Here is an 18,503-nt window from a genome sequence, read left to right as displayed (position 1 = left end):
ATCGCGGCGGGGTAGATAGACAAGCGAGCGCGCAAAGACAAAGCGCCGGCCCATCGCTGGACCGGCGCTTCGAAAAATGCCGTAAAGGAACGGGCGGGATTACTCCTCGCCGCCTTCCTCTTCTTCGGTCTGCTCGGTGGCGGGAACCTCGTCGGCCGCGGCTTCCTCGCCCTCGGCAGCCTCGGCGCGCTTGAGCGCGGACGGAGCGACGACAGTGGCGATGGTGAAGTCGCGGTCGGTGATCGCGCTTTCCGAACCTGCGGGCAGGTTGACGTGGCTGATGTGAATCGAGTCGCCGACCTCAAGGCCGGTGACGTCGATCTCGATCTCGCTCGGGATCTTGTCCGCGTCGCAGACCAGTTCGAGCTCGTGACGCACGACGTTGAGCACGCCGCCCTTCTTGAGGCCGGGGCTCGCTTCTTCGTTCACGAACAGCACCGGCACGGCGACATCGACCTTGGCGCCCTTCGCCAGGCGCAGGAAGTCGACGTGGATCGGGCGGTCGGTAACCGGGTGGAGAGCGACGTCCTTCGGCAGCGTGCGCAAGGTCTTGCCGCCGAATTCGATCTCGACGATCGAGTTCATGAAGTGGCCGGTGCCGAGCTGCTTTACCAGCAGGCGTTCCTCGACGTGGATCGGAGTGGGGGCTTCCTTGCCGCCGTAGATGACGGCGGGAACACGGCCTTCGCGACGCAGTGCACGGGAGGCTCCCTTGCCAGCCCGATCGCGCGTCTCGGCCGGCAGGGTCAGAGCGTCGCTCATGTCACTTACCTTTCGAAATGCTTCTGAGTACAGGTTTCCGCCACGCCTCCAGGGATGACCATGGCCGGAAGCGCGCGCCTATAGCGGGCCGCGGCGGAAATGCAAGCACGCTACTGGATGCGCCGCACTGTGTAGCCGCGGGCGGCAAGCAGCGCGGGCAGCCCGTCCTCGCCCGCAAGATGCGCCGATCCCACCGCGACGAACGGCCGTGGATCGTCTGCGAGCAGCTCCGTGAGCCGCACCGCCCAGTCGCGGTTGCGGCCGGCATAGAGCGCCTCCCGCAGCTCCGGATCGGCGAGGATCGCACTCGTCGCCGGATCGGCCAGGTGATCTATCCGGCCTTCGTACCAGGCCCGGGCATGCCGCGCGGGGTCGTCGCCATGCCGGACCATGTCCGCAACCACTGCCGCGAGCAGATCGCGCTGCTCCGCCTCCGGCAAGCGGTCGAACACGTCAAGCTGCCGCGCAGCGCCTTCGAGCTCAACGACATTCTCGCGCGGGACCCGGGCAAGCAGCGCCCGGTCCACGCCGTTCGCGGCATCGCCCGTCTCGGCATGTTGCGCTAGCGTCAGCGCGGCAGCCCATGTTTCCATGCCGGCAAAGGCATCGGCGGTGACGTCGTGCTCGGCGAGGATCGCAAAGAGGTCTCGGCGCAGCGCGGCGGGCAGCTTTGCCGGGAGAGGAGGCTCCCCGGCAGCATAGGCGCGGGCGGCAAAAACCTCGTAGAGGGCCGCCGGATCGTCGAGATCGCGCACCTCGACCACCAGCAGATCCGCCCGGGCAAGCGCGCCGTCCAGCGCCTCGGTCTGCCACGCCACGCCGTCAGGCAATGAATGGATCGTTCCGAACATCCACCCTTCTACCGCGCCGTCCGGAGAGGAAATCTCGAACAGCGCGGGCGATGGCGGCCCGTCGAAACCAGGCGGCGGATCGGCCGTCCCGCAAGCAGCGAGCGCGAGCGGCGCTGCAAGGGCGAGGGCAACGCCCCGCATCACTGGACCCGGGTGGTCTCGATGCCGAGCTCGGCGAGCTTGTCCTGCACGCTTTGCTGGCCGGCAAGGTGCCCCGCGCCGACCGCGACGAATACCGTACCCGGCGCATCGAGTCGTTCGTCGATCCATTCCGCCCAGTTGGCGTTGCGGGCATAGAGCAGGCGCTCGGCCAGCACCGGATCGGTCATACCTTCGTTCATCAGTCGCGCGAGCTCGGTCGCGTCGCCTTCGGCCCATTCCGCAACCATCTGGTCGAGCATCGCCTTGATCTCGTCGACCCCCTCGACCGTCTCCATCAGGAATGCGATCTGTGCTTCCTGCGGCAGACCGTCGAAGATCGAGAGCTGTTCCTCGATGGTCTCCAGTGCGCCGCGCTCCATCCCGTTACCGGCTTTGGCTTCCAGCACTTTCTCGACCCCCGCGTCGAGCGAATAGCCCTGCTTGAGCAGCGGCAGCATGGTCATCATCATGGCGCCGTACCACGGTTCGAACCGGTCGAAGGCGCCGGCCGGCAGATCGACCTTGGCCAGCGCTGCCTCGTATACGGCGCGCTGCTCGTCGTTCAGCAGGTCGCGCAGCGTCTGCCCCTCGGGCAGTACGCCCTTGGCCAACACGAGCTGCTGGGTCGCGGCCATCGACTCCGGTGTCATCTCGATCTCGGTCACAAGGATCTCGGACGAACCGAGCGCTTCGGCGAGGGGGCCGTGATACCACTCGATGCCGTCGGGCAGCGCATGCACCGTGCCAAACAAGTAGATCGTGGTATCCTCGTCGGCGACCTTCCACAGCGCCGGCGTAGCGGCCACCGCCTCCTGCGCCTCCGCTGCTGCGGGCGCGCCCTCCTGCGCCTGGGCCGGGGCGACCAAGGCGAAGGCGCAGGCCGATGCGCCGAGCAGCAGCGTGCGGATGTTCGTGGAGATGCGGTTCAGTTTCATCGTTTCTGGATCCTTGTTGCAGGGAAAGTCTATGGTGTCAGCGGTACCGGCGCCACGCCCATCCGCCCAGCCAGGCGATCGTCGCCAGAATGAAGACCAGCATGTGCTGCGGCTCCGGCAGGAAGCCGCCGCGCCACCCGATCCACCAGGCAGGCGTGACGAAGTAGTAGAGATGGAGCGCGACGACGGCGCCGTAGGTGTACGCCTGCGCCTCGTGCTCGTCGATATTGCGCCACCATATCCATGAGAGCACGGGGACGAACAGCAGCCATCCGGCGAGGATACCTGCGGCCGCGGCCGGTGCGAGCGGCGCGTTGCTGAAAGCAAAATCTATCCCTCCGTCACCGAACATTCCGAGCGAGAGGATGATGCCGAGGACCCCGCCGAGGATTCCCGAGAGTACGAGCATCGTACGGGCACGGCGCTGGCTCGGCGCAACGGGTTCGTCACCTGCGGGCCAGGGCTTCAGCAGGAACAGGCCCCACAGGCAAACGCCGCAGGCGGCGAGCGTCGCCACGATCGTTGCGAGCATGAGGCCGGTCGGGCCATCGGTCACCGCAACGACTGCCAGGCCCAGGGCGACGCCTGCGGCAAAGATCGCGCCGAGCACCAGCGCCAGCCCGCCGAGGGCCTTGCCGAAAGTCATCCCACCGCCCTCCGGCCCTCGGGATCGATCCTCATGCGTGACCATCATCGAAAATCTCCTCGATCGGCATCCCGAACAGACGGGCGATGCGAAAGGCGAGTGGCAACGACGGATCGTGCTTGCCCGTCTCGATAGCGTTGACCGCCTGGCGCGAGACGTCGAGCCGGAGAGCCAGCTCCGCCTGGCTCCAGTCACGTTCCGCGCGCAGCACTTTCAACCGGTTGTCCATATCGCCCTTGCCTGCCACTATGTCAGGAATACCTGACTATATGTCGTGAGTTCACGACTGTGTCAAGAAGACCTGACAAATAGCAAGCGTTGCTTGCTCCGCGTGGCCTGCCATTGACGCTTTTCACTTCAGCCGTCATGGCGCGGCGCGATGGACCGGAATCCCGCAGAAAGTTTCCAGGACATGATCCTCGCGCTCCACGATTTCTGGAGCGCGCAGGGCTGTCTCATTCTCCAGCCCTACGACATGCGGATGGGGGCGGGCACGTTCCACACCGCCACGACGCTGCGCGCGCTCGGGCCGGAGCCGTGGAACGCGGCCTTCGTCCAGCCCTGCCGCCGCCCGACCGACGGCCGCTACGGCGAGAACCCCAACCGGCTGCAGCACTACTACCAGTATCAGGTGATCCTGAAGCCGAGCCCGGCCGACATTCAGGACCTCTACCTTCAAAGCCTCCGGGTCATCGGTATCGACCCGCTGCTGCACGATATCCGCTTCGTCGAGGACGACTGGGAAAGCCCCACGCTCGGCGCCTGGGGGCTGGGCTGGGAGGTCTGGTGCGACGGGATGGAGGTGACCCAGTTCACTTACTTCCAGCAGATGGGCGGGTTCGACTGCAAGCCGGTCGCGGGCGAGCTGACCTACGGGCTGGAACGCCTGGCGATGTACATCCAGGGCGTCGACAACGTCTACGATCTCGATTTCAACGGCCGCGGCGTGAGCTACGGCGACGTGTTCCTCGAGAACGAGAAGCAGATGTCGAAGTGGAACTTCGAGGTCGCCGATACCGACGCGCTGTTCGACCTCTTCCGCAAGGCCGCGGCGGAGTGCCGCAACTGCCTCGACAACAACGTGCCGATCGCCGCCTACGAGCAGGCGATCGAGGCGAGCCACGTATTCAACCTGCTTCAGGCCCGCGGCGTGATCAGCGTGCAGGAACGCGCCAGCTACATGGCCCAGGTGCGCGACCTCGCCCGCGGTAGCTGCGAGGCTTACATGGCGAAGGAAGCCCCGCGCTGGGCCGAGAAGTGCCCGGAGTGGTCGAAATGAGCGACTTCCTCCTCGAACTGCGCTCCGAAGAGATCCCCGCCCGGATGCAGGCCGGCGCGCGGGGAGAGCTGGAAAAGCTCTTCCGCCGCGAGATGGATGCCGCAGGGGTCGGGATCGGCGAGGTGACCGTCTGGTCGACCCCGCGCCGGCTCGCCCTGGTCGCGCGGGGCCTGCCGGAAAGCACCGAGGCCGTGCGGGAGGAAGCCAAGGGGCCGCCGGAGGGCGCCCCCGACGCGGCGATCGACGGCTTCTGCCGCAAGAACGGCGTCGGTCGGGATCAGCTCGAGCTTCGCGAGGTCAAAGGTCGGCCGACCTGGTTCGCGGTGATCGAGAAGCCGGGCCGTGCGACCCGCGATCTCCTCGCAGAGGCGATCCCGGCCATCGCGCGCGATTTCGCCTGGCCCAAGTCGATGCGCTGGGGCGCCGCCTCGGTCTCGACCGGCTCGCTGCGCTGGGTGCGCCCGCTGTCTGGGATCGTGGCGATCCTGGGCGAGGATCTGGTCGAATGCGCGGTGGACGGGGTCCGCTCCGGCTATGCCACGCTCGGCCATCGCTTCCACTGTCCGGGTGAGATCACCATCGGCGGCGCGCACGACTACGCCGAGAAGCTGCGCGCCTGCCACGTGATCGTCGATCATGAGGAACGCGCGGCGCTGATCCGCGAGGGCGCGCGCAAGGCCGCCGCCGACGCCGGGCTCGCGCTGGTCGAGGACGAGGGTCTGGTGATCGAGAACGCCGGCCTCACGGAATGGCCCGTGCCACTGCTCGGCCGCTTCGACGAGGCTTTCCTCGACGTCCCGCCCGAAGTGATCCAGCTCACCGCGCGGACCAACCAGAAGTATTTCGTGTGTACCAGAGCCCCCGCGCAGGCGGGGGCCTCAGGCGAAGGCGAGCAACCGCACGAGGCCCCCGCCTCCGCGGGGACGCAGGAGCTCGCCAACGCCTTCGTCTGCACCGCCAACATCGAAGCTGAGGACGGCGGCGCGGCGATCGTCGACGGCAACCGCAAAGTCCTCGCCGCGCGCCTCTCCGACGCCCGCTTCTTCTGGGAGCAGGACCGCAAGACCTCGCTGGCGGACCATGCGAGCAAGCTCGAGCGGATCACCTTCCACGAGAAGCTCGGCACCGTTGCCGACAAGGTCGAGCGTGTTGCGAAGCTGGCCCGCTGGCTGGTGGAGGAGGGGATCGTGCGCGAATCCCCCCTCCCGCTTGCGGGAGGGGCCGGGGGAGGGCCTGCTTCGTCCGACTCCGACATTCCCTCCCCTAACCCCTCCCGCAAGCGGGAGGGGGATTTGGCCAACCTCGCCGAACAGGCCGCACGCCTCGCCAAGGCCGACCTCGTGACCGAAATGGTCGGGGAATTCCCCGAACTCCAGGGCCTTATGGGCGGCTACTACGCCCGCGCCGAGGGCCTGCCCGACGAAGTCGCTGATGCCATTCGCGACCATTACAAGCCGGTCGGGCAGGGCGATGAAGTGCCAACCGCGCCTGTGACGGTTGCGGTGAGTTTGGCGGATAAGCTGGATACAGTTGCCGCGTTTTTCGCAAACGACGATAAACCGACTGGCTCAAAAGACCCATATGCTCTCCGGCGCGCTGCAATCAGCCTCGCTGCCGTAGTAGCTCAGAACAATCTGCGGATTCCCCTGAGTGTTGTGTATCGCGCAACCTTCTTGCCTGCGCGTCTGAACCTGCGATTGGACAACTCCGAGGTTCCCAAGGCTCAACGGGCTATTGACGATGATTACTTCAAGTCGCTCGACCTCTTTGCCCTGCGGCAGGCTCAGGAAGCTGAAAATGTGTTCGAGATCATGGAGGATCGCGCTCATCGAGTTGCTGATCCGACCAAAATGAAGCAGTTTGGGCGAACTCGTGCTCAGGCGATATTGACCGAGTATGAGAGTTCCGAACGGGAGTTTCTCGACTTCTTCGCCGATCGCCTCAAAGTCCAGCAACGCGAGGCCGGCGTTCGCCATGATCTGATCGACGCCGTGTTCGCGCTCGGGAACGAAGATGACCTTGTGCGGCTTCTTGCTCGTGTGAACGCACTGCAGGCCTTTATCGAGACCGAGGACGGCGCCAATCTGCTCGCCGCCTACAAGCGTGCGTCCAACATCCTCAAGAAGGAGGACTGGCGCGGCATCGAGGGCGAGATCGCGCAGACTGGCGAGGAAGATCCGCTGGCGATCGTCGACGACCCCGATCTCGCGGCCGTGGTGGCGGCGAAGATGGCGGAGCGGCACGCGAGCGGGCTGTCCTACACGCCCGAGCCGGCCGAGAAGGCGCTGATAGACGCGCTGCACGCTGCGGAGCCCGAAGCCGCGCGGGCGGTGGAACAGGAAGACTTCGCCGCCGCCATGGCCGCGCTCGCCTCGCTGCGCGCGCCGATCGACCGCTTCTTCGACGAAGTGACGGTAAACGCGGATGAAGAAAAGAAGCGCGCCGCGCGGCTCGATCTGCTTGCGCGCTTCCGTGCTGCGGTGCACAAAGTGGCCGACTTCTCGCGCATCGAGGGGTGAGGGCGCGCTCCGCACGGGTTGGCCTGGAGACGAAATATCGTCCGGGAACAACCGGTTGGATCGCGCACTTAGGGGTGGGGACGGCATCGTCCCGGTAACTTTTCCGGCAGGGAGCGCAATGGAACAGACGGTCTTCACCTTCGGCGGCGATGCGCCGCATACGAATGCACGACAGAAGGACAAGACCGTTACCGGCGGCAAGGGAGCGAACCTCGCCGAGATGGCCGCGATCGGCCTGCCGGTTCCGCCGGGCTTCACCATCGCGACCGAGGAATGCGTCCGCTACCTGAAGGAGGGCGGCGATTTCTCGCAGGAACTGCGCGCCGAGGTGGCCAAAGCCCTGGAGCATATCGAGAAAACCGTCGGCAAGCGCTTCGGCGACGCGGCCGACCCGCTGCTGGTCTCGGTCCGCTCGGGCGCGCGCGTTTCGATGCCGGGCATGATGGACACCGTGCTCAACCTCGGCCTCAACGACGAGACGGTGGAAGGTCTCGCCGCCACCTCGGGCGATCCGCGCTTCGCCTGGGACTCCTATCGCCGCTTCATCCAGATGTATTCCGACGTCGTGCTCGGCCTCGATCATGGCCTGTTCGAAGAAGCGCTTGAGATCGCCAAGGAAGACAAAGGTTTCTACAACGATACCGAGATGGAGTGTGAGGACTGGCAGGCGCTGGTCGAGGAATACAAGCGGATCGTCGCCGATCAACTCGGCGAGCAGTTTCCGCAGGAGGTCTCCCGCCAGCTCTGGGGCGCGATTCGTGCGGTCTTCGATAGCTGGGACAGCGAACGGGCCAAGGTCTATCGCCGCCTGAACGATATTCCCGGAGACTGGGGCACCGCGGTCAACGTCCAGGCGATGGTATTCGGCAACATGGGCGAGACCTCCGCCACCGGCGTCGCCTTCACGCGCGATCCGGCGACGGGCGAGAGGGCTTACTACGGCGAATATCTCGTCAACGCGCAGGGCGAGGACGTGGTCGCCGGCATCCGTACGCCGCAGTACCTGACGAAAGCCGCGCGCGAGGCCGCAGGAGCAAAGCCGCTCTCGATGGAAGAGGCGATGCCCCAGGCTTACGCCGAGCTCGCCCGCGTGTTCGACCTGCTCGAGCGGCACTATCGCGACATGCAGGACATCGAATTCACCGTCGAGCGTGGCAAGCTATGGATGCTCCAGACCCGCACAGGCAAGCGCACCGCGAAGGCGGCCCTCAAGATGGCCGTCGACATGGTGGAGGAAGGTCTGATCAGCGAGGAAGAGGCGGTGCTGCGCGTCGATCCGATGGCGCTCGATCAGCTCCTTCACCCCACGCTCGATCCCGATGCGCCGCGCGACGTGCTCACCACCGGCCTGCCGGCCTCTCCCGGCGCGGCGTCGGGCCGTATCGTCCTCGACGCGGACACTGCGGAGCAATGGTCGCAGCGCGGTGAGAAGGTGATCCTCGTCCGCGTCGAAACGAGCCCCGAGGATATCCACGGCATGCACGCTGCGCAGGGTATCCTGACGGCGCGCGGTGGCATGACGTCACACGCGGCCGTGGTGGCGCGCGGCATGGGCCGGCCCTGCGTCTCCGGCGCGCCCGGCGTTTCGATCGACCTCAAGACGCGCACGCTACGCATCGGCGAGCGCGAGCTGGGGGAGGGCGACACGCTCACGCTCGACGGCGGCAACGGCCAGGTCATGGCCGGTGAGGTCGCAACCGTCGAACCCGAGCTCGCGGGCGATTTCGGCACGCTGATGGAATGGGCCGACCGCCATCGGCGGATGAAGGTGCGGGCCAATGCCGAGACGCCGGCGGACTGCCGGATGGCGCGCCAGTTCGGCGCCGAAGGCATCGGCCTGTGCCGCACCGAGCACATGTTCTTCGACGCCGGACGGATCAGCGCCGTGCGCGAGATGATCCTTGCCGAAAGCGAGCAGGGGCGCCGCGCGGCGCTTGCCAAGCTCCTGCCCGAACAGCGCGCCGACTTCCGCGAGATTTTCGAGGTCATGGCCGGCCTGCCATGCACGATCCGCCTGCTCGATCCGCCACTGCACGAATTCCTTCCGCACGGCGACGCCGAATTCGCCGAACTGGCGGAAGCGACCGGCGTCGACGTCGGCCGCCTCCGGCGCCGGGCGGACGAACTGCACGAGTTCAATCCCATGCTCGGCCACCGCGGTTGCCGGCTCGGGATCACCTACCCGGAAATCTACGAGATGCAGGCCCGCGCAATCTTCGAGGCGGCGTGCGAGGTTGCAGAGGCAAGCGGAGCGGCGCCCGTGCCTGAGATCATGATCCCGTTGATCGCCACCCGGCGCGAGCTCGAACTCCTGCGCGCGCTGGTCGATCGTACTGCGGCCGAGGTGTTCCTGGAGAAGGGGCGCACGCTCGAATATCTCGTCGGCACGATGATCGAGCTCCCACGCGCCGCACTGATGGCAGGCGATATTGCCGAAGAAGCGGCGTTCTTCTCCTTCGGAACCAATGATCTGACCCAGACTACTCTCGGAGTTTCGAGGGACGACTCGGCGCGCTTCCTCGCCCCTTACGTGGAGAAGGGCATCTTCGCCCGCGATCCGTTCGTGAGTCTCGACGTCGAGGGCGTCGGGCAGCTCGTGGAACTCGCAGCCGAGCGGGGCAGGGCGGAGCGGCCCGACCTCAAGCTCGGCATCTGCGGCGAGCACGGCGGCGACCCGGCCAGTATCGGCTTCTGCGACAAGGTCGGGCTCGATTACGTGAGCGCGTCGCCCTACCGGGTCCCGATCGCGCGGCTGGCCGCGGCGCAGGCGACACTCCGCTAGTCTTTCCAGCCCGTAAGGGTGACAATCTCGAAAAGTTCGGTGACGCGTCCGTCCTCGTCGGCCGCGTCGGCGAACGCATCGCGGGCGCGCTGGAGGGCGGTCCGCGACAGGGGCGGCGGCGGAGCTGCCAGAACATTGGTCAGAGCCTGGTCGCGCAAGTCCTCCACCAGGCGATCGAGCGCGCCATAGCGAACGCGCAGCGTGTAGCCGTCCGCCACCTGCCGCGCAAAGCCGGCGCGCTGCATCAGGGCGGAGCCCGCCTGGACGTCGATCATCGGGTGCATGCGCGCCGCCGGCCTGTCAGGCTCCGCCGCAAGCAGGGCGCGCCGCAGGTTGGCCAGGCTCCCCGCGCCGACGAAGCTCACCATGGCGATCCCGCCCGGTGCAAGAGCGGCCCGCAGGTGGATCAGCGCCCCAGGCACGTCGTTGACGGTGTCGAGCGTGCCGAGGCTGGCGATCAGGTCGAACGAGCCGTCGAACGCAGCCTCCTCGTCGTGGTCGGACGGTGCGACGGCGAGGACCGAGTTCGCCCGAGTTGCCAGCGCGGCTTGCGCCAGCCCGGTCGGATCGCCGGACAGCAGCACGGAGTTGGGGCGAACCTGCATGAAGTCGAGTCGCTCCTCCAGCTCCTCGGCCATCGAGCGGAACACGAAGTCGGCTGCGCCGCCGCGGCGCTGCTCGGCGAGGGCCCGCAGCCAGCGGACGCGCCGCCGCCGGGCCGAGAAGATCTGGGGAACGCGGCTTTCGATCATTCGCCCGCCCTGCCGGGCTTGCCTTGCCCATGCAAGCGCGACAGCATCGCCGGGTGAGTGCCGTCAGGACCCTGCGCGAATCGGTCGCTCCGCTGGTCGATCTCGTCTTCCCCCCGCGCTGCCCGGTCTGCGGCGAGGCGATCGCGCAGCAGGATGGGCTCTGCGCGCCATGCTGGGGCGACCTCGTCATTCCCGGCGAACCGGCGTGCGCCACGTGCCAGAGGCCGCTTGCAAGCGACGCGGCTGGCCGGGGAGCGATCTGCGCGCCGTGCCAGGCCCAGCCTCCGCGCCACGACGGAATCGCTGCGGGAGCGCTCTACAACGACACCGCACGCAAGCTCGTGCTGGCCTTCAAGCATGGCCGGCGCATCGCCCTCGCGCCGATGCTGGCCCGCCTGATCGCCGCCCGGCTACCGGCGATGGAGGGCGAGTGGCTGGTGATGCCGGTTCCGCTCCACCGCTGGCGCCTCTGGCATCGCGGTTTCAATCAGGCCGCTCTTATCGCCGCCGAGATCGCGCGTTCGACGGATGCCGAGCTTCTCGTCGATGGTCTCGAGCGCCGCAAGCGCACGCCGGCGCTCGGCGGGTTGGGGCGCAAGGCCCGTATGCGGACGCTTCGGGGGGCGATCGCCGTCGGCCCGCGCCGCCATGCGCGCATCCGCGGAGCGCAGGTCCTGCTGGTGGACGACGTGCTGACGAGCGGAGCTACCAGCGATGCCTGCGTCGCCGCTCTCAAGCGAGCGGGCGCCGCGCGCGTTGTCGTCGCATGCTTTGCCCGAGTTCTGGAGGACGGCGGCGGAGGCATCGGGCGGCCGGAAACGAAAGGCCCTCATAACGAAACGCCCGAAGCCGAAGCTCCGGGCGCCACGTGACGAAAATCGTCGGCCTCGCTTCAGCTTCGCAGTCGCCCCCATCGACTGCGGGCACGAAGCCCGATCCCTCAACGTTGCGGGGGCGCCATCACCTTGCGGCTGGCTGCGTCCCCATTCCCCCTGAACCTGGCGCTCTTGCGGCACCGGAAGGTCGGTGGGCGGCCCTTGCGAGCTGCCTGCACTTCTTCCCATCTCGGCGCCGTTCATCAAAGTGACATGTGCGCCAGGTGCGGATTTTGGGCTGCCGCTGTGGTTATCGTGCAACAAATCGACTAACGGCGAGGCATGTGTCCGCTCCGCATGATGGAAAGCCAATGACCGATCAATTCGCACCGAAGTTCGATGGCCACGGACTGCTCACCGCAGTGGTCGTCGATAGCGGGGACGGGGCGGTGCGCATGGTCGCCTTCATGGACCGCGAAGCACTTGCGAAGACACGCGAGACCGGTCTTGCCCACTTCTACTCACGTTCGCGCGGAACGCTCTGGCTGAAGGGGGAAACGTCGGGCAATACCCTGCAGGTCGACGAGATTCTGGTCGATTGCGATCAGGATGCGGTTGTGCTCCGCTGCCGCCCTCAAGGGCCCACCTGTCACACCGGCGCCGAGAGCTGCTTCTTCCGCCGCCTCGAAGACGACTGGCTGGTTCCCGGCGATTGACGTTTACGTAAAGGGTATTATTCTGCGGCCATGTCCGATCCCGCCCGCAAGCTGCCCGAACCGCACTCCGGCGCTCATCTCGAGCGCCCCGACAAGCATTCGCGCGAGCAATACTCGATCTCCGACCTGACGTCGGAATTCGGCTGCACCGCACGCGCTCTGCGTTTTTACGAAGACGAAGGGCTGATCGCTCCCAAGCGCCTCGGTCTGACGCGTGTCTACTCGAAGCGCGACCGCGCCCGACTCGCGTGGATCATGCGGGCGAAGAACGTCGGCTTCTCGCTTTCCGAAATTCGCGAGATGATCGACCTCTACGACCTCGGCGACGGGCGAGTCGAACAGCGGCGCGTGACGGTCGAGAAATGCCGCGCGCACGTCGCAAAGCTCAAGCGTCAGAAGGCGGACATCGATTCCTCGATCAAGGAACTGAGCGCCTTCATCAAGCTCGTCGAATCGATCGACTGACCAGCACACTTTTTTTGCAGGACCGACCAATGCCGACTTATACCGCCCCGACCCGCGACACGCGCTTCGTGGTCAACGAAGTGCTCGACCTCGCCAGCTACGGCGACCTGCCGGGCTTCGAGAGCGCCACGCCCGACATGATCGACACGGTGATCAACGAAGCGGGCAAGTTCTGCTCCGAAGTGCTCGCGCCGCTCAACCGGGCGGGCGACGAGCACGGCTGCACACGGAACGATGACGGCTCGGTCACGACGCCGCCTGGCTTCAAGGAGGCGTTCCAGCAGTTCCGCGAAGCGGGATGGGGCACGATTTCCGCTCCGGAGGAGTTCGGCGGGCAGGGCATGCCGCATGTGCTCGGCTTCGTGATCGAGGAGTTCATTTCCTCCGCCAACCAGGCGTTCGGCATGTATCCCGGCCTGACCAATGGCGCCGTCTCCGCCCTGCTTGCGAAAGGCTCTCCCGAGCAGCAGGCGAAATACGTGCCGAAGATGATCGCCAACGAATGGCTCGGCACGATGAACCTGACGGAGCCGCAGTGCGGCACCGACCTTGGCCTGATCCGCACCCGGGCGGAACCGCAGGCCGACGGCAGCTACGCGATCACGGGAACCAAGATCTTCATCTCGGCCGGCGAGCACGACCTGACCGAGCAGATCGTTCACCTCGTGCTGGCCAAGACCCCGGGCGCGCCCGACTCGACCAAGGGCATCTCGCTGTTCGTGGTGCCCAAGGTGCTGGTGAACGACGACGGCTCGCTCGGTGAGCGCAACGGCGTCAGCTGCGGCTCGATCGAACACAAGATGGGCATCCACGGCAACTCCACCTGCGTCCTCAACTACGACGAGGCCAAAGGCTGGATGGTCGGCGAGGAGAACAAGGGCCTCGCCGCGATGTTCATCATGATGAACGCGGCGCGTCTGGGCGTCGGCATTCAGGGCTTCAGCCAGGCCGAAGCCGCCTATCAGAACGCGGTCGCCTACGCGCTCGACCGGCGGCAGGGGCGCGCGCTGACCGGGCCGGCCGAGCCGGACGAGAAAGCCGACCCGATCATCGTCCACCCCGACGTGCGACGCATGCTGATGGACGCCAAGGCCTTTACCGAGGGCTTCCGCGCATTCGCGCTGTGGGGCGCGCTGCTCGTCGACCTGACGCACAAGGCCGCGAGCGAGGAAGAACGCGCCGAGGCCGACATGCTGCTCGGGCTGATGACCCCGGTGATCAAGGGCTACGGTACCGACAAGGGGTTCGAGACCGCAGTCAACATGCAGCAGGTCTTTGGCGGGCACGGCTACATCAAGGAATGGGGCATGGAGCAGTTCGTGCGCGATGCCCGCATCACCCAGATCTACGAAGGCACCAACGGCATCCAGGCGATGGACCTGTGCGGCCGCAAGCTGGCGCAGAACGGCGGAGCGGCGATCCAGGCGTTCTTCAAACTGGTGGGCGAGGAAGCCGCGGCGGCCAAGGACGATGAGACGCTCGGCCCGCTCGCCGAACGGCTCGAGAAGGCGCTGAACGAACAGCAGGCCGCGACCATGTGGTTCATGCAGAACGCGATGCAGAACCCCAACAACCTCGGCGCGGGCGCGCATCATTACATGCATATCATGGGGATCGTGACGCTCGGCCTGATGTGGCTGCGCATGGCCAAGGTCGCGCAAGCGAGGCTGGCCGAAGGCGGCGAAGGTGGTGAAAGCGACCGGGCGTTCTACGAGGCGAAGCTGGTCACCGCCCGCTACTACGCCGAACGCTTCCTGCCCGACGCGGGCGCGCTGCGGCGCAAGCTCGAGGCGGGCAGCGAAAGCGTCATGGCCCTGGGGGAGGAGGCCTTCGCCACGGCGGCGTAGGGCCCGCATCGCGTCGATCGGCCCCTTCCGGGAGGAAGGCCCCGGAGGTGAAAGCGCGGGCGCAGAGCTCATCCCGCGCGTACGATTCTGTCATCCTCGAAAGCGGGGATCTGTGGGTTGACGGCGACCCTGGATCCCCGCGTCCGCGGGGATGACAAGGGGGGAGGCGGCAGAAGACAAAGGGTGGCGGCAGAGCGGGCCTCTACCTTACGCTTCTGCGCTTCCCGTCATCTCAGCGAAAGCTGGGATCGCTCTCCGCCAGGTCGTACGGTGCCGCACGCGATCCCAGCTTTCGCTGGGATGACGAGGGGTGGAAAGCGGCGCCCCCTCATCCGGTTTACCAGCCACCTTGACAAAACGAACCATATAGGTTATGGGGTGCTGGCCTGGTGGACCTCAACGCCAGGCAACGAGGATCGGGGCAGGCGCTTGTGTCGACGGTGCCTTGTCTCTCTTCCGCTGGTCGATGGGCTCTGCTCCTCGCTCCAGCGGCGCGGCCGGTGCGGCTGGCGTGCGATGCAAGGCTCGGGTGTGTACTCCCAAGGAGCCGGAAGCTCGCTCCCTTCCGCCGGAAGCCGGGACATGGATGTTCGCGGTGCCTGCGCGCTGCCCTTGCGAACCCGGCGATCAGCCCCGGGTCTCCCGGCAGCGGCCCACCGCGCGCTGGCGTGGCGGATCAGCCACGGGGCACGGGCGGACTTTTGGCGAGTCCCGGCCGTCTGCGCCCGCCAGTCCCGGAGCCGAGGGATCGAACCGGGCCCCACCGCGGCGGCGGCGGGCAAGCGGATCGGGTGCGGCGAACCTCACGCCGCAAACGCATCCGTCGGTCGTTCGCAACCAAACCGCCACCCGCCCGACCCCGCGCACGCCTCCTGGCGTGCCGCACCGGCCGCGCGATCCGAGTTCCCAGGCGTCACGCATCCGGGTTCGCCGCCGGAGGATGTTGTGTGGGTGCAGTCGGTGCACCCCGCTCACGTCATCCCGGCGAAAGCTGGGATGACGGGGAGGAAAAGCGCGCGCCGCGAAGACGCCGAGACGCGCAGAAGCCCCGCCGCGTGCCGGCTGGCGAATCCTCCCCCCTTTCGTCATCCCCGCGCACGGCGGGGATCCATTGTCCAGCGCTCGTCCCTGGATCCCCGCTTTCGCGGGAATGACGAAGTGAGCGGATAATAAAGGAAGGCGCGCGGCCCTCCTCCGCGTCTCCGCGCGAGAACCCCTTCTATTCAGGCCTCCGGTTTTCCCGCGAGATGTCCGAGGCTCTCGCCCGGCATCAGCAGGAAGCGCCAGATCAGGGCGCCCAGCGCGGCGCCTGCCAGGGGTGCGAGCCAGAACAGCCAGAGCTGGCCGGTCGCCGCGGTATCCGCGAACAGGGCGACGCCGGTCGAGCGCGCCGGATTGACCGACGTGTTCGTCACCGGAATCGAGATGAGATGGATCAGCGTGAGCGCCAGGCCGATCGCCAGCGGGGCGAAGCCCGCGGGCGCCACTTTCGAGGTCGACCCGAGAATCACGACCAGGAAACCTGCGGTCAGGATGATCTCGATCAGCAGCGCCGCCTGCATGGAGTAGCCGCCGGGCGATAGATCGCCGAAGCCGTTCGTGGCGAATCCGCCGGCTTCGAACCCGGCCTGGCCGGACGCGATCGCCAGCAGCGTGGCGCCGGCGACGATCCCGGCCACGACTTGCGCGATCCAGTAGGGAACCACGTCGCTCCAGGGCACCCGCCCGGCGAGCGCCAGCCCCAGCGTCACCGCCGGGTTGAAATGGCCGCCGGAGATCCCGCCGACCGCGTAGGCCATGGTCAGGACCGTCAGCCCGAACGCCAGGGCGACCCCGGCGAAGCCTATCCCGAGTTCCGGAAATCCCGCCGCAAGAACGGCCGCGCCGCAGCCGCCGAATACGAGCCAGAACGTACCGAAGAACTCGGCCCCGAGTTTGCGGACCATATCTTTCTCCTCCCTCTCCGTTGTCTATCGTCTCCCCGGACAGGTTAAGACACAATCGCAGGAAAGAGAAAAGTTAATGAGTGTGTCCCGCGCCGCCCGGCGTTCAGGCGCGAGCGGCCTGGTCGAGAACTTCGGCGAGCATTTCCCCCATCGCCGCCCAGCTCTGGCGGTCGGCGCTGGCGTCGTAGTCGACCACCGGATTGCCCGAGGGAGGATCGGGGTTGGTGAAGCCGTGTTTCACGCCGCTGTAGCCATGGAAGTGCCAGTCGGCCCCCGCGCGGTCCATCTCTTCCCAGAAGCGCAGGACATGTTCGCGCGGCACCAGCGGATCGGCATCGCCGTGGCAGACGAGAATGCGCGCCTTCACGCTGCCCGGCGCGGCAGGCGCCTTGGTCTCCAGCAGGCCGTGAAAGCTCGTCACCAGCGCGAGCTCGGCCCCGTCGCGGGCCAGTTCGAGCACTGCCTGGCCTCCCATGCAGAAGCCGATCGCCGCCTGCCGCAGGTCCGGCGCGATTTCGCGCAGCGCGGCGAGCCCGGCACGAAGGCGTGCGCGCCAGGCACCGGTGTCGGCGCGCAGCGCGTCGGCCCATTCGAACGCCACCGGGCCGTCCGGCTGCCGGCCGTAGAAGTCGCAGATCATCGCCAGGTAACCGGCCTCGGCCAATACGCACGCCTTGGCCTCGACCGCAGGCGTGGAATTCATGATCGTCGGGAAAACTGCAATCGCCGCCCGCGGCTTTCCCGCCGGGCGGGCGAGATGACCGGTGAGGGCGGTTTCCCCGTCCCGGTAGGAAATCGGTTCAAGTCGCTCCATCGCCTTTCCGACTCGCTCCTTTCGGTCCCGTCCCCGCTGCGGTTACGAGAGGTACACGCCGCGCAGTATCTCCAGCGCGCGCTCGGTTTCGACCCGATCCACGATCTCGTCGGGATCGCCGTAGCCGAAGTCCTCGTTCGGGCCGTAGTACTGGATCACGACGCCATCACGGCGCGAGATCGCGTTGACGCCCCCGTAGTAGACCGCATAGCGCGCCTCGGGCTGCGGGATCAGCCAGCCGATCTGGCCGCGCACCGGGACCATCCCGCTATCGCCCCAGATGTCCTTCGCGCCGTAGCCCATGCAGTTGACGATCACCGTCTCGGGCAGGGCCAGGACAGCCGTCCGATCGGGAAAGGCGCGGCGGATCATCCGGCCGCCACGGAGCATGAAGAGCTGCGCAAGCCGGTCGGCGTAGCTGGCGACATTGAACACCATCCCCTGCCCGGTCGCAGCATCGCGCGGGGCGAACGGGTTCTCGCCCGGCTCGAGCCGCCGCCAGGGCGGGCGCAGATCGCGGACCCGGCGGTTGAGATGGAGGAAGTCGTGCGCGGCCGGCGGCGAGGCGCCGCTTTCGCCGCCGCTTACCTCGTACTCCGGCAGAAACTCGACCGGATCCCCGGGCAGTCCGACCATCCGCAGGTGTGCGGCATGGGCGATGCGGGCCCAGCTTTCCCAGCGTTCGGCAAAGCCGTCGGGTGCGCCATCGGCGAGCGCGATCCGGCTGCTCGGCGACCACACGCCGGTGGCACGGGCGGAGCGGGTCTCGGCGGGGAATTCCTCGGCGTAGATGGTAACCTTCGCACCCGTCTCGACAAGGCGCAGCGCGGTGGTGAGACCGATCACCCCCGCGCCGATCACCGCGAACTCGCCGGCGCCGCCCGAGCGCGCCAGCGTCGTGGCTTCGGCGGCGCAGCCCCAGCTCAGCGACCAGCCCGAACCGCCGTGGCCGTAGTTGTGGACCACCGTCTTCTCGCCGAAGCGCTCGGCCTCGAGCCGCGGGCCCGCCGGGCGGAACGGGCGCAGGCAGACGGTTATCTTCATCAGGTGCGCCGCATCGAAGTGGAGCGGGGCGAGGCGCGGGGCCGTCGGCGCGGAGGTGAGCGCGCCGCCGGTGCGGGTGCAGCCCGCGAGGAGAGCGGCGGCGCTGCCGACAAGCACGGTGCGTCGTTCGACTTTCAACCCGACCTCCCACGTCCGTTCATGCTGACTTCGAAGCACCGCACGATGTTC

At 67.2% G+C, this 18,503-nt stretch carries 16 protein-coding genes; 7 read left to right on the top strand and 9 right to left on the bottom strand.

From position 1 onward, the window contains the following. Nucleotides 1–99 precede the first annotated feature (99 nt). The 5 genes from ETX26_RS05545 to ETX26_RS05525 all read right to left on the bottom strand — a co-directional run bounded on the left by ETX26_RS05545 (nt 100) and on the right by ETX26_RS05525 (nt 3,564). Nucleotides 100–762, bottom strand: coding sequence for a 50S ribosomal protein L25/general stress protein Ctc (locus ETX26_RS05545; protein ID WP_129523649.1), 663 nt, complete (start codon nt 760–762; stop codon nt 100–102). Between the two features lie 110 nt (nt 763–872). Next, entirely contained in the window at nt 873–1,754 is an 882-nt protein-coding gene (locus ETX26_RS05540; RefSeq protein ID WP_129523648.1) for a TraB/GumN family protein, read from the bottom strand. Then, nucleotides 1,754–2,689, bottom strand: a complete 936-nt coding sequence (locus tag ETX26_RS05535) for a TraB/GumN family protein (protein ID WP_129523647.1) — start codon at nt 2,687–2,689, stop codon at nt 1,754–1,756. Before ETX26_RS05535 ends, ETX26_RS05540 begins: the two co-directional genes overlap by 1 nt. A gap of 37 nt (nt 2,690–2,726) precedes the next feature. Then, complete coding sequence (locus tag ETX26_RS05530) at nt 2,727–3,335, bottom strand: hypothetical protein (RefSeq protein ID WP_129523646.1); 609 nt, start codon at nt 3,333–3,335, stop codon at nt 2,727–2,729. Between the two features lie 31 nt (nt 3,336–3,366). Continuing rightward, on the bottom strand, nt 3,367–3,564 hold the full coding sequence (locus tag ETX26_RS05525; RefSeq protein WP_129524166.1) for a helix-turn-helix transcriptional regulator: 198 nt from the start codon (nt 3,562–3,564) through the stop codon (nt 3,367–3,369). 150 nt (nt 3,565–3,714) lie between these two features. Between ETX26_RS05525 and ETX26_RS05520 the strand changes: the two genes are divergently transcribed. The 3 genes from ETX26_RS05520 to ppdK all read left to right on the top strand — a co-directional run bounded on the left by ETX26_RS05520 (nt 3,715) and on the right by ppdK (nt 9,915). Continuing rightward, complete coding sequence (locus ETX26_RS05520; RefSeq protein ID WP_129523645.1) at nt 3,715–4,614, top strand: glycine--tRNA ligase subunit alpha; 900 nt, start codon at nt 3,715–3,717, stop codon at nt 4,612–4,614. Further along, a complete protein-coding gene (glyS, locus tag ETX26_RS05515) occupies nt 4,611–7,133 on the top strand; it encodes a glycine--tRNA ligase subunit beta (RefSeq protein WP_129523644.1) in 2,523 nt (840 codons plus the stop codon). The genes ETX26_RS05520 and glyS overlap by 4 nt, the downstream gene beginning before the upstream one ends. A 118-nt stretch (nt 7,134–7,251) precedes the next feature. Continuing rightward, nucleotides 7,252–9,915, top strand: coding sequence for a pyruvate, phosphate dikinase (gene ppdK / locus ETX26_RS05510; protein WP_129523643.1), 2,664 nt, complete (start codon nt 7,252–7,254; stop codon nt 9,913–9,915). Here ppdK and ETX26_RS05505 read toward each other — a convergent pair. Further along, nucleotides 9,912–10,667 carry a methyltransferase domain-containing protein gene (locus ETX26_RS05505; protein WP_129523642.1) on the bottom strand — a complete coding sequence of 252 codons (756 nt, stop codon included), beginning with the start codon at nt 10,665–10,667 and terminating at the stop codon, nt 9,912–9,914. The two genes, ppdK and ETX26_RS05505, sit on opposite strands and share 4 nt — an antisense overlap. Nucleotides 10,668–10,696: 29 nt before the next feature. On the opposite strand from ETX26_RS05505, the gene ETX26_RS05500 reads away from it, so the two are divergent. The 4 genes from ETX26_RS05500 to ETX26_RS05485 all read left to right on the top strand — a co-directional run bounded on the left by ETX26_RS05500 (nt 10,697) and on the right by ETX26_RS05485 (nt 14,510). Next, nucleotides 10,697–11,539, top strand: coding sequence for a ComF family protein (locus ETX26_RS05500; protein ID WP_129523641.1), 843 nt, complete (start codon nt 10,697–10,699; stop codon nt 11,537–11,539). Nucleotides 11,540–11,853: 314 nt separating this feature from the next. After that, the gene (hisI, locus tag ETX26_RS05495) at nt 11,854–12,198 is read left to right on the top strand and encodes a phosphoribosyl-AMP cyclohydrolase (protein ID WP_129523640.1); all 345 of its coding nucleotides are present in this window, start codon (nt 11,854–11,856) and stop codon (nt 12,196–12,198) included. 30 nt (nt 12,199–12,228) lie between these two features. Further along, nucleotides 12,229–12,663, top strand: coding sequence for a MerR family transcriptional regulator (locus ETX26_RS05490; protein ID WP_129523639.1), 435 nt, complete (start codon nt 12,229–12,231; stop codon nt 12,661–12,663). Between the two features lie 29 nt (nt 12,664–12,692). Then, a complete protein-coding gene (locus tag ETX26_RS05485; RefSeq protein ID WP_129523638.1) occupies nt 12,693–14,510 on the top strand; it encodes an acyl-CoA dehydrogenase C-terminal domain-containing protein in 1,818 nt (605 codons plus the stop codon). 1,223 nt (nt 14,511–15,733) lie between these two features. Here ETX26_RS05485 and aqpZ read toward each other — a convergent pair. The 3 genes from aqpZ to ETX26_RS05470 all read right to left on the bottom strand — a co-directional run bounded on the left by aqpZ (nt 15,734) and on the right by ETX26_RS05470 (nt 18,452). Then, on the bottom strand, nt 15,734–16,456 hold the full coding sequence (gene aqpZ, locus ETX26_RS05480; protein WP_129523637.1) for an aquaporin Z: 723 nt from the start codon (nt 16,454–16,456) through the stop codon (nt 15,734–15,736). 103 nt (nt 16,457–16,559) lie between these two features. Continuing rightward, nucleotides 16,560–17,270 (bottom strand): dienelactone hydrolase family protein, encoded by a 711-nt coding sequence (locus tag ETX26_RS05475; RefSeq protein ID WP_129523636.1) that lies wholly within the window; start codon nt 17,268–17,270, stop codon nt 16,560–16,562. A gap of 42 nt (nt 17,271–17,312) precedes the next feature. Further along, a complete protein-coding gene (locus tag ETX26_RS05470; RefSeq protein WP_129523635.1) occupies nt 17,313–18,452 on the bottom strand; it encodes an FAD-dependent oxidoreductase in 1,140 nt (379 codons plus the stop codon). Nucleotides 18,453–18,503 lie beyond the last annotated feature (51 nt).

Source organism: Pelagerythrobacter rhizovicinus (genome assembly GCF_004135625.1).
Taxonomy (GTDB): domain Bacteria; phylum Pseudomonadota; class Alphaproteobacteria; order Sphingomonadales; family Sphingomonadaceae; genus Pelagerythrobacter; species Pelagerythrobacter rhizovicinus.
Note: the sequence above shows the minus strand (reverse complement) of the source record. Positions and strands in the feature narration are given on the sequence as shown.

Excerpts from the sequence above, each read along its gene's own strand:
- ETX26_RS05545 (WP_129523649.1), bottom strand. The coding sequence starts at position 762 with ATGAGCGACGCTCTGACCCTGCCGGCCGAGACGCGCGATCGGGCTGGC.
- ETX26_RS05540 (WP_129523648.1), bottom strand. The coding sequence starts at position 1,754 with ATGCGGGGCGTTGCCCTCGCCCTTGCAGCGCCGCTCGCGCTCGCTGCT.
- ETX26_RS05535 (WP_129523647.1), bottom strand. The coding sequence starts at position 2,689 with ATGAAACTGAACCGCATCTCCACGAACATCCGCACGCTGCTGCTCGGC.
- ETX26_RS05530 (WP_129523646.1), bottom strand. The coding sequence starts at position 3,335 with ATGACTTTCGGCAAGGCCCTCGGCGGGCTGGCGCTGGTGCTCGGCGCG.
- ETX26_RS05525 (WP_129524166.1), bottom strand. The coding sequence starts at position 3,564 with ATGGACAACCGGTTGAAAGTGCTGCGCGCGGAACGTGACTGGAGCCAG.
- ETX26_RS05520 (WP_129523645.1), top strand. The coding sequence starts at position 3,715 with ATGGACCGGAATCCCGCAGAAAGTTTCCAGGACATGATCCTCGCGCTC.
- glyS (WP_129523644.1), top strand. The coding sequence starts at position 4,611 with ATGAGCGACTTCCTCCTCGAACTGCGCTCCGAAGAGATCCCCGCCCGG.
- ppdK (WP_129523643.1), top strand. The coding sequence starts at position 7,252 with ATGGAACAGACGGTCTTCACCTTCGGCGGCGATGCGCCGCATACGAAT.
- ETX26_RS05505 (WP_129523642.1), bottom strand. The coding sequence starts at position 10,667 with ATGATCGAAAGCCGCGTTCCCCAGATCTTCTCGGCCCGGCGGCGGCGC.
- ETX26_RS05500 (WP_129523641.1), top strand. The coding sequence starts at position 10,697 with ATGCAAGCGCGACAGCATCGCCGGGTGAGTGCCGTCAGGACCCTGCGC.
- hisI (WP_129523640.1), top strand. The coding sequence starts at position 11,854 with ATGACCGATCAATTCGCACCGAAGTTCGATGGCCACGGACTGCTCACC.
- ETX26_RS05490 (WP_129523639.1), top strand. The coding sequence starts at position 12,229 with ATGTCCGATCCCGCCCGCAAGCTGCCCGAACCGCACTCCGGCGCTCAT.
- ETX26_RS05485 (WP_129523638.1), top strand. The coding sequence starts at position 12,693 with ATGCCGACTTATACCGCCCCGACCCGCGACACGCGCTTCGTGGTCAAC.
- aqpZ (WP_129523637.1), bottom strand. The coding sequence starts at position 16,456 with ATGGTCCGCAAACTCGGGGCCGAGTTCTTCGGTACGTTCTGGCTCGTA.
- ETX26_RS05475 (WP_129523636.1), bottom strand. The coding sequence starts at position 17,270 with ATGGAGCGACTTGAACCGATTTCCTACCGGGACGGGGAAACCGCCCTC.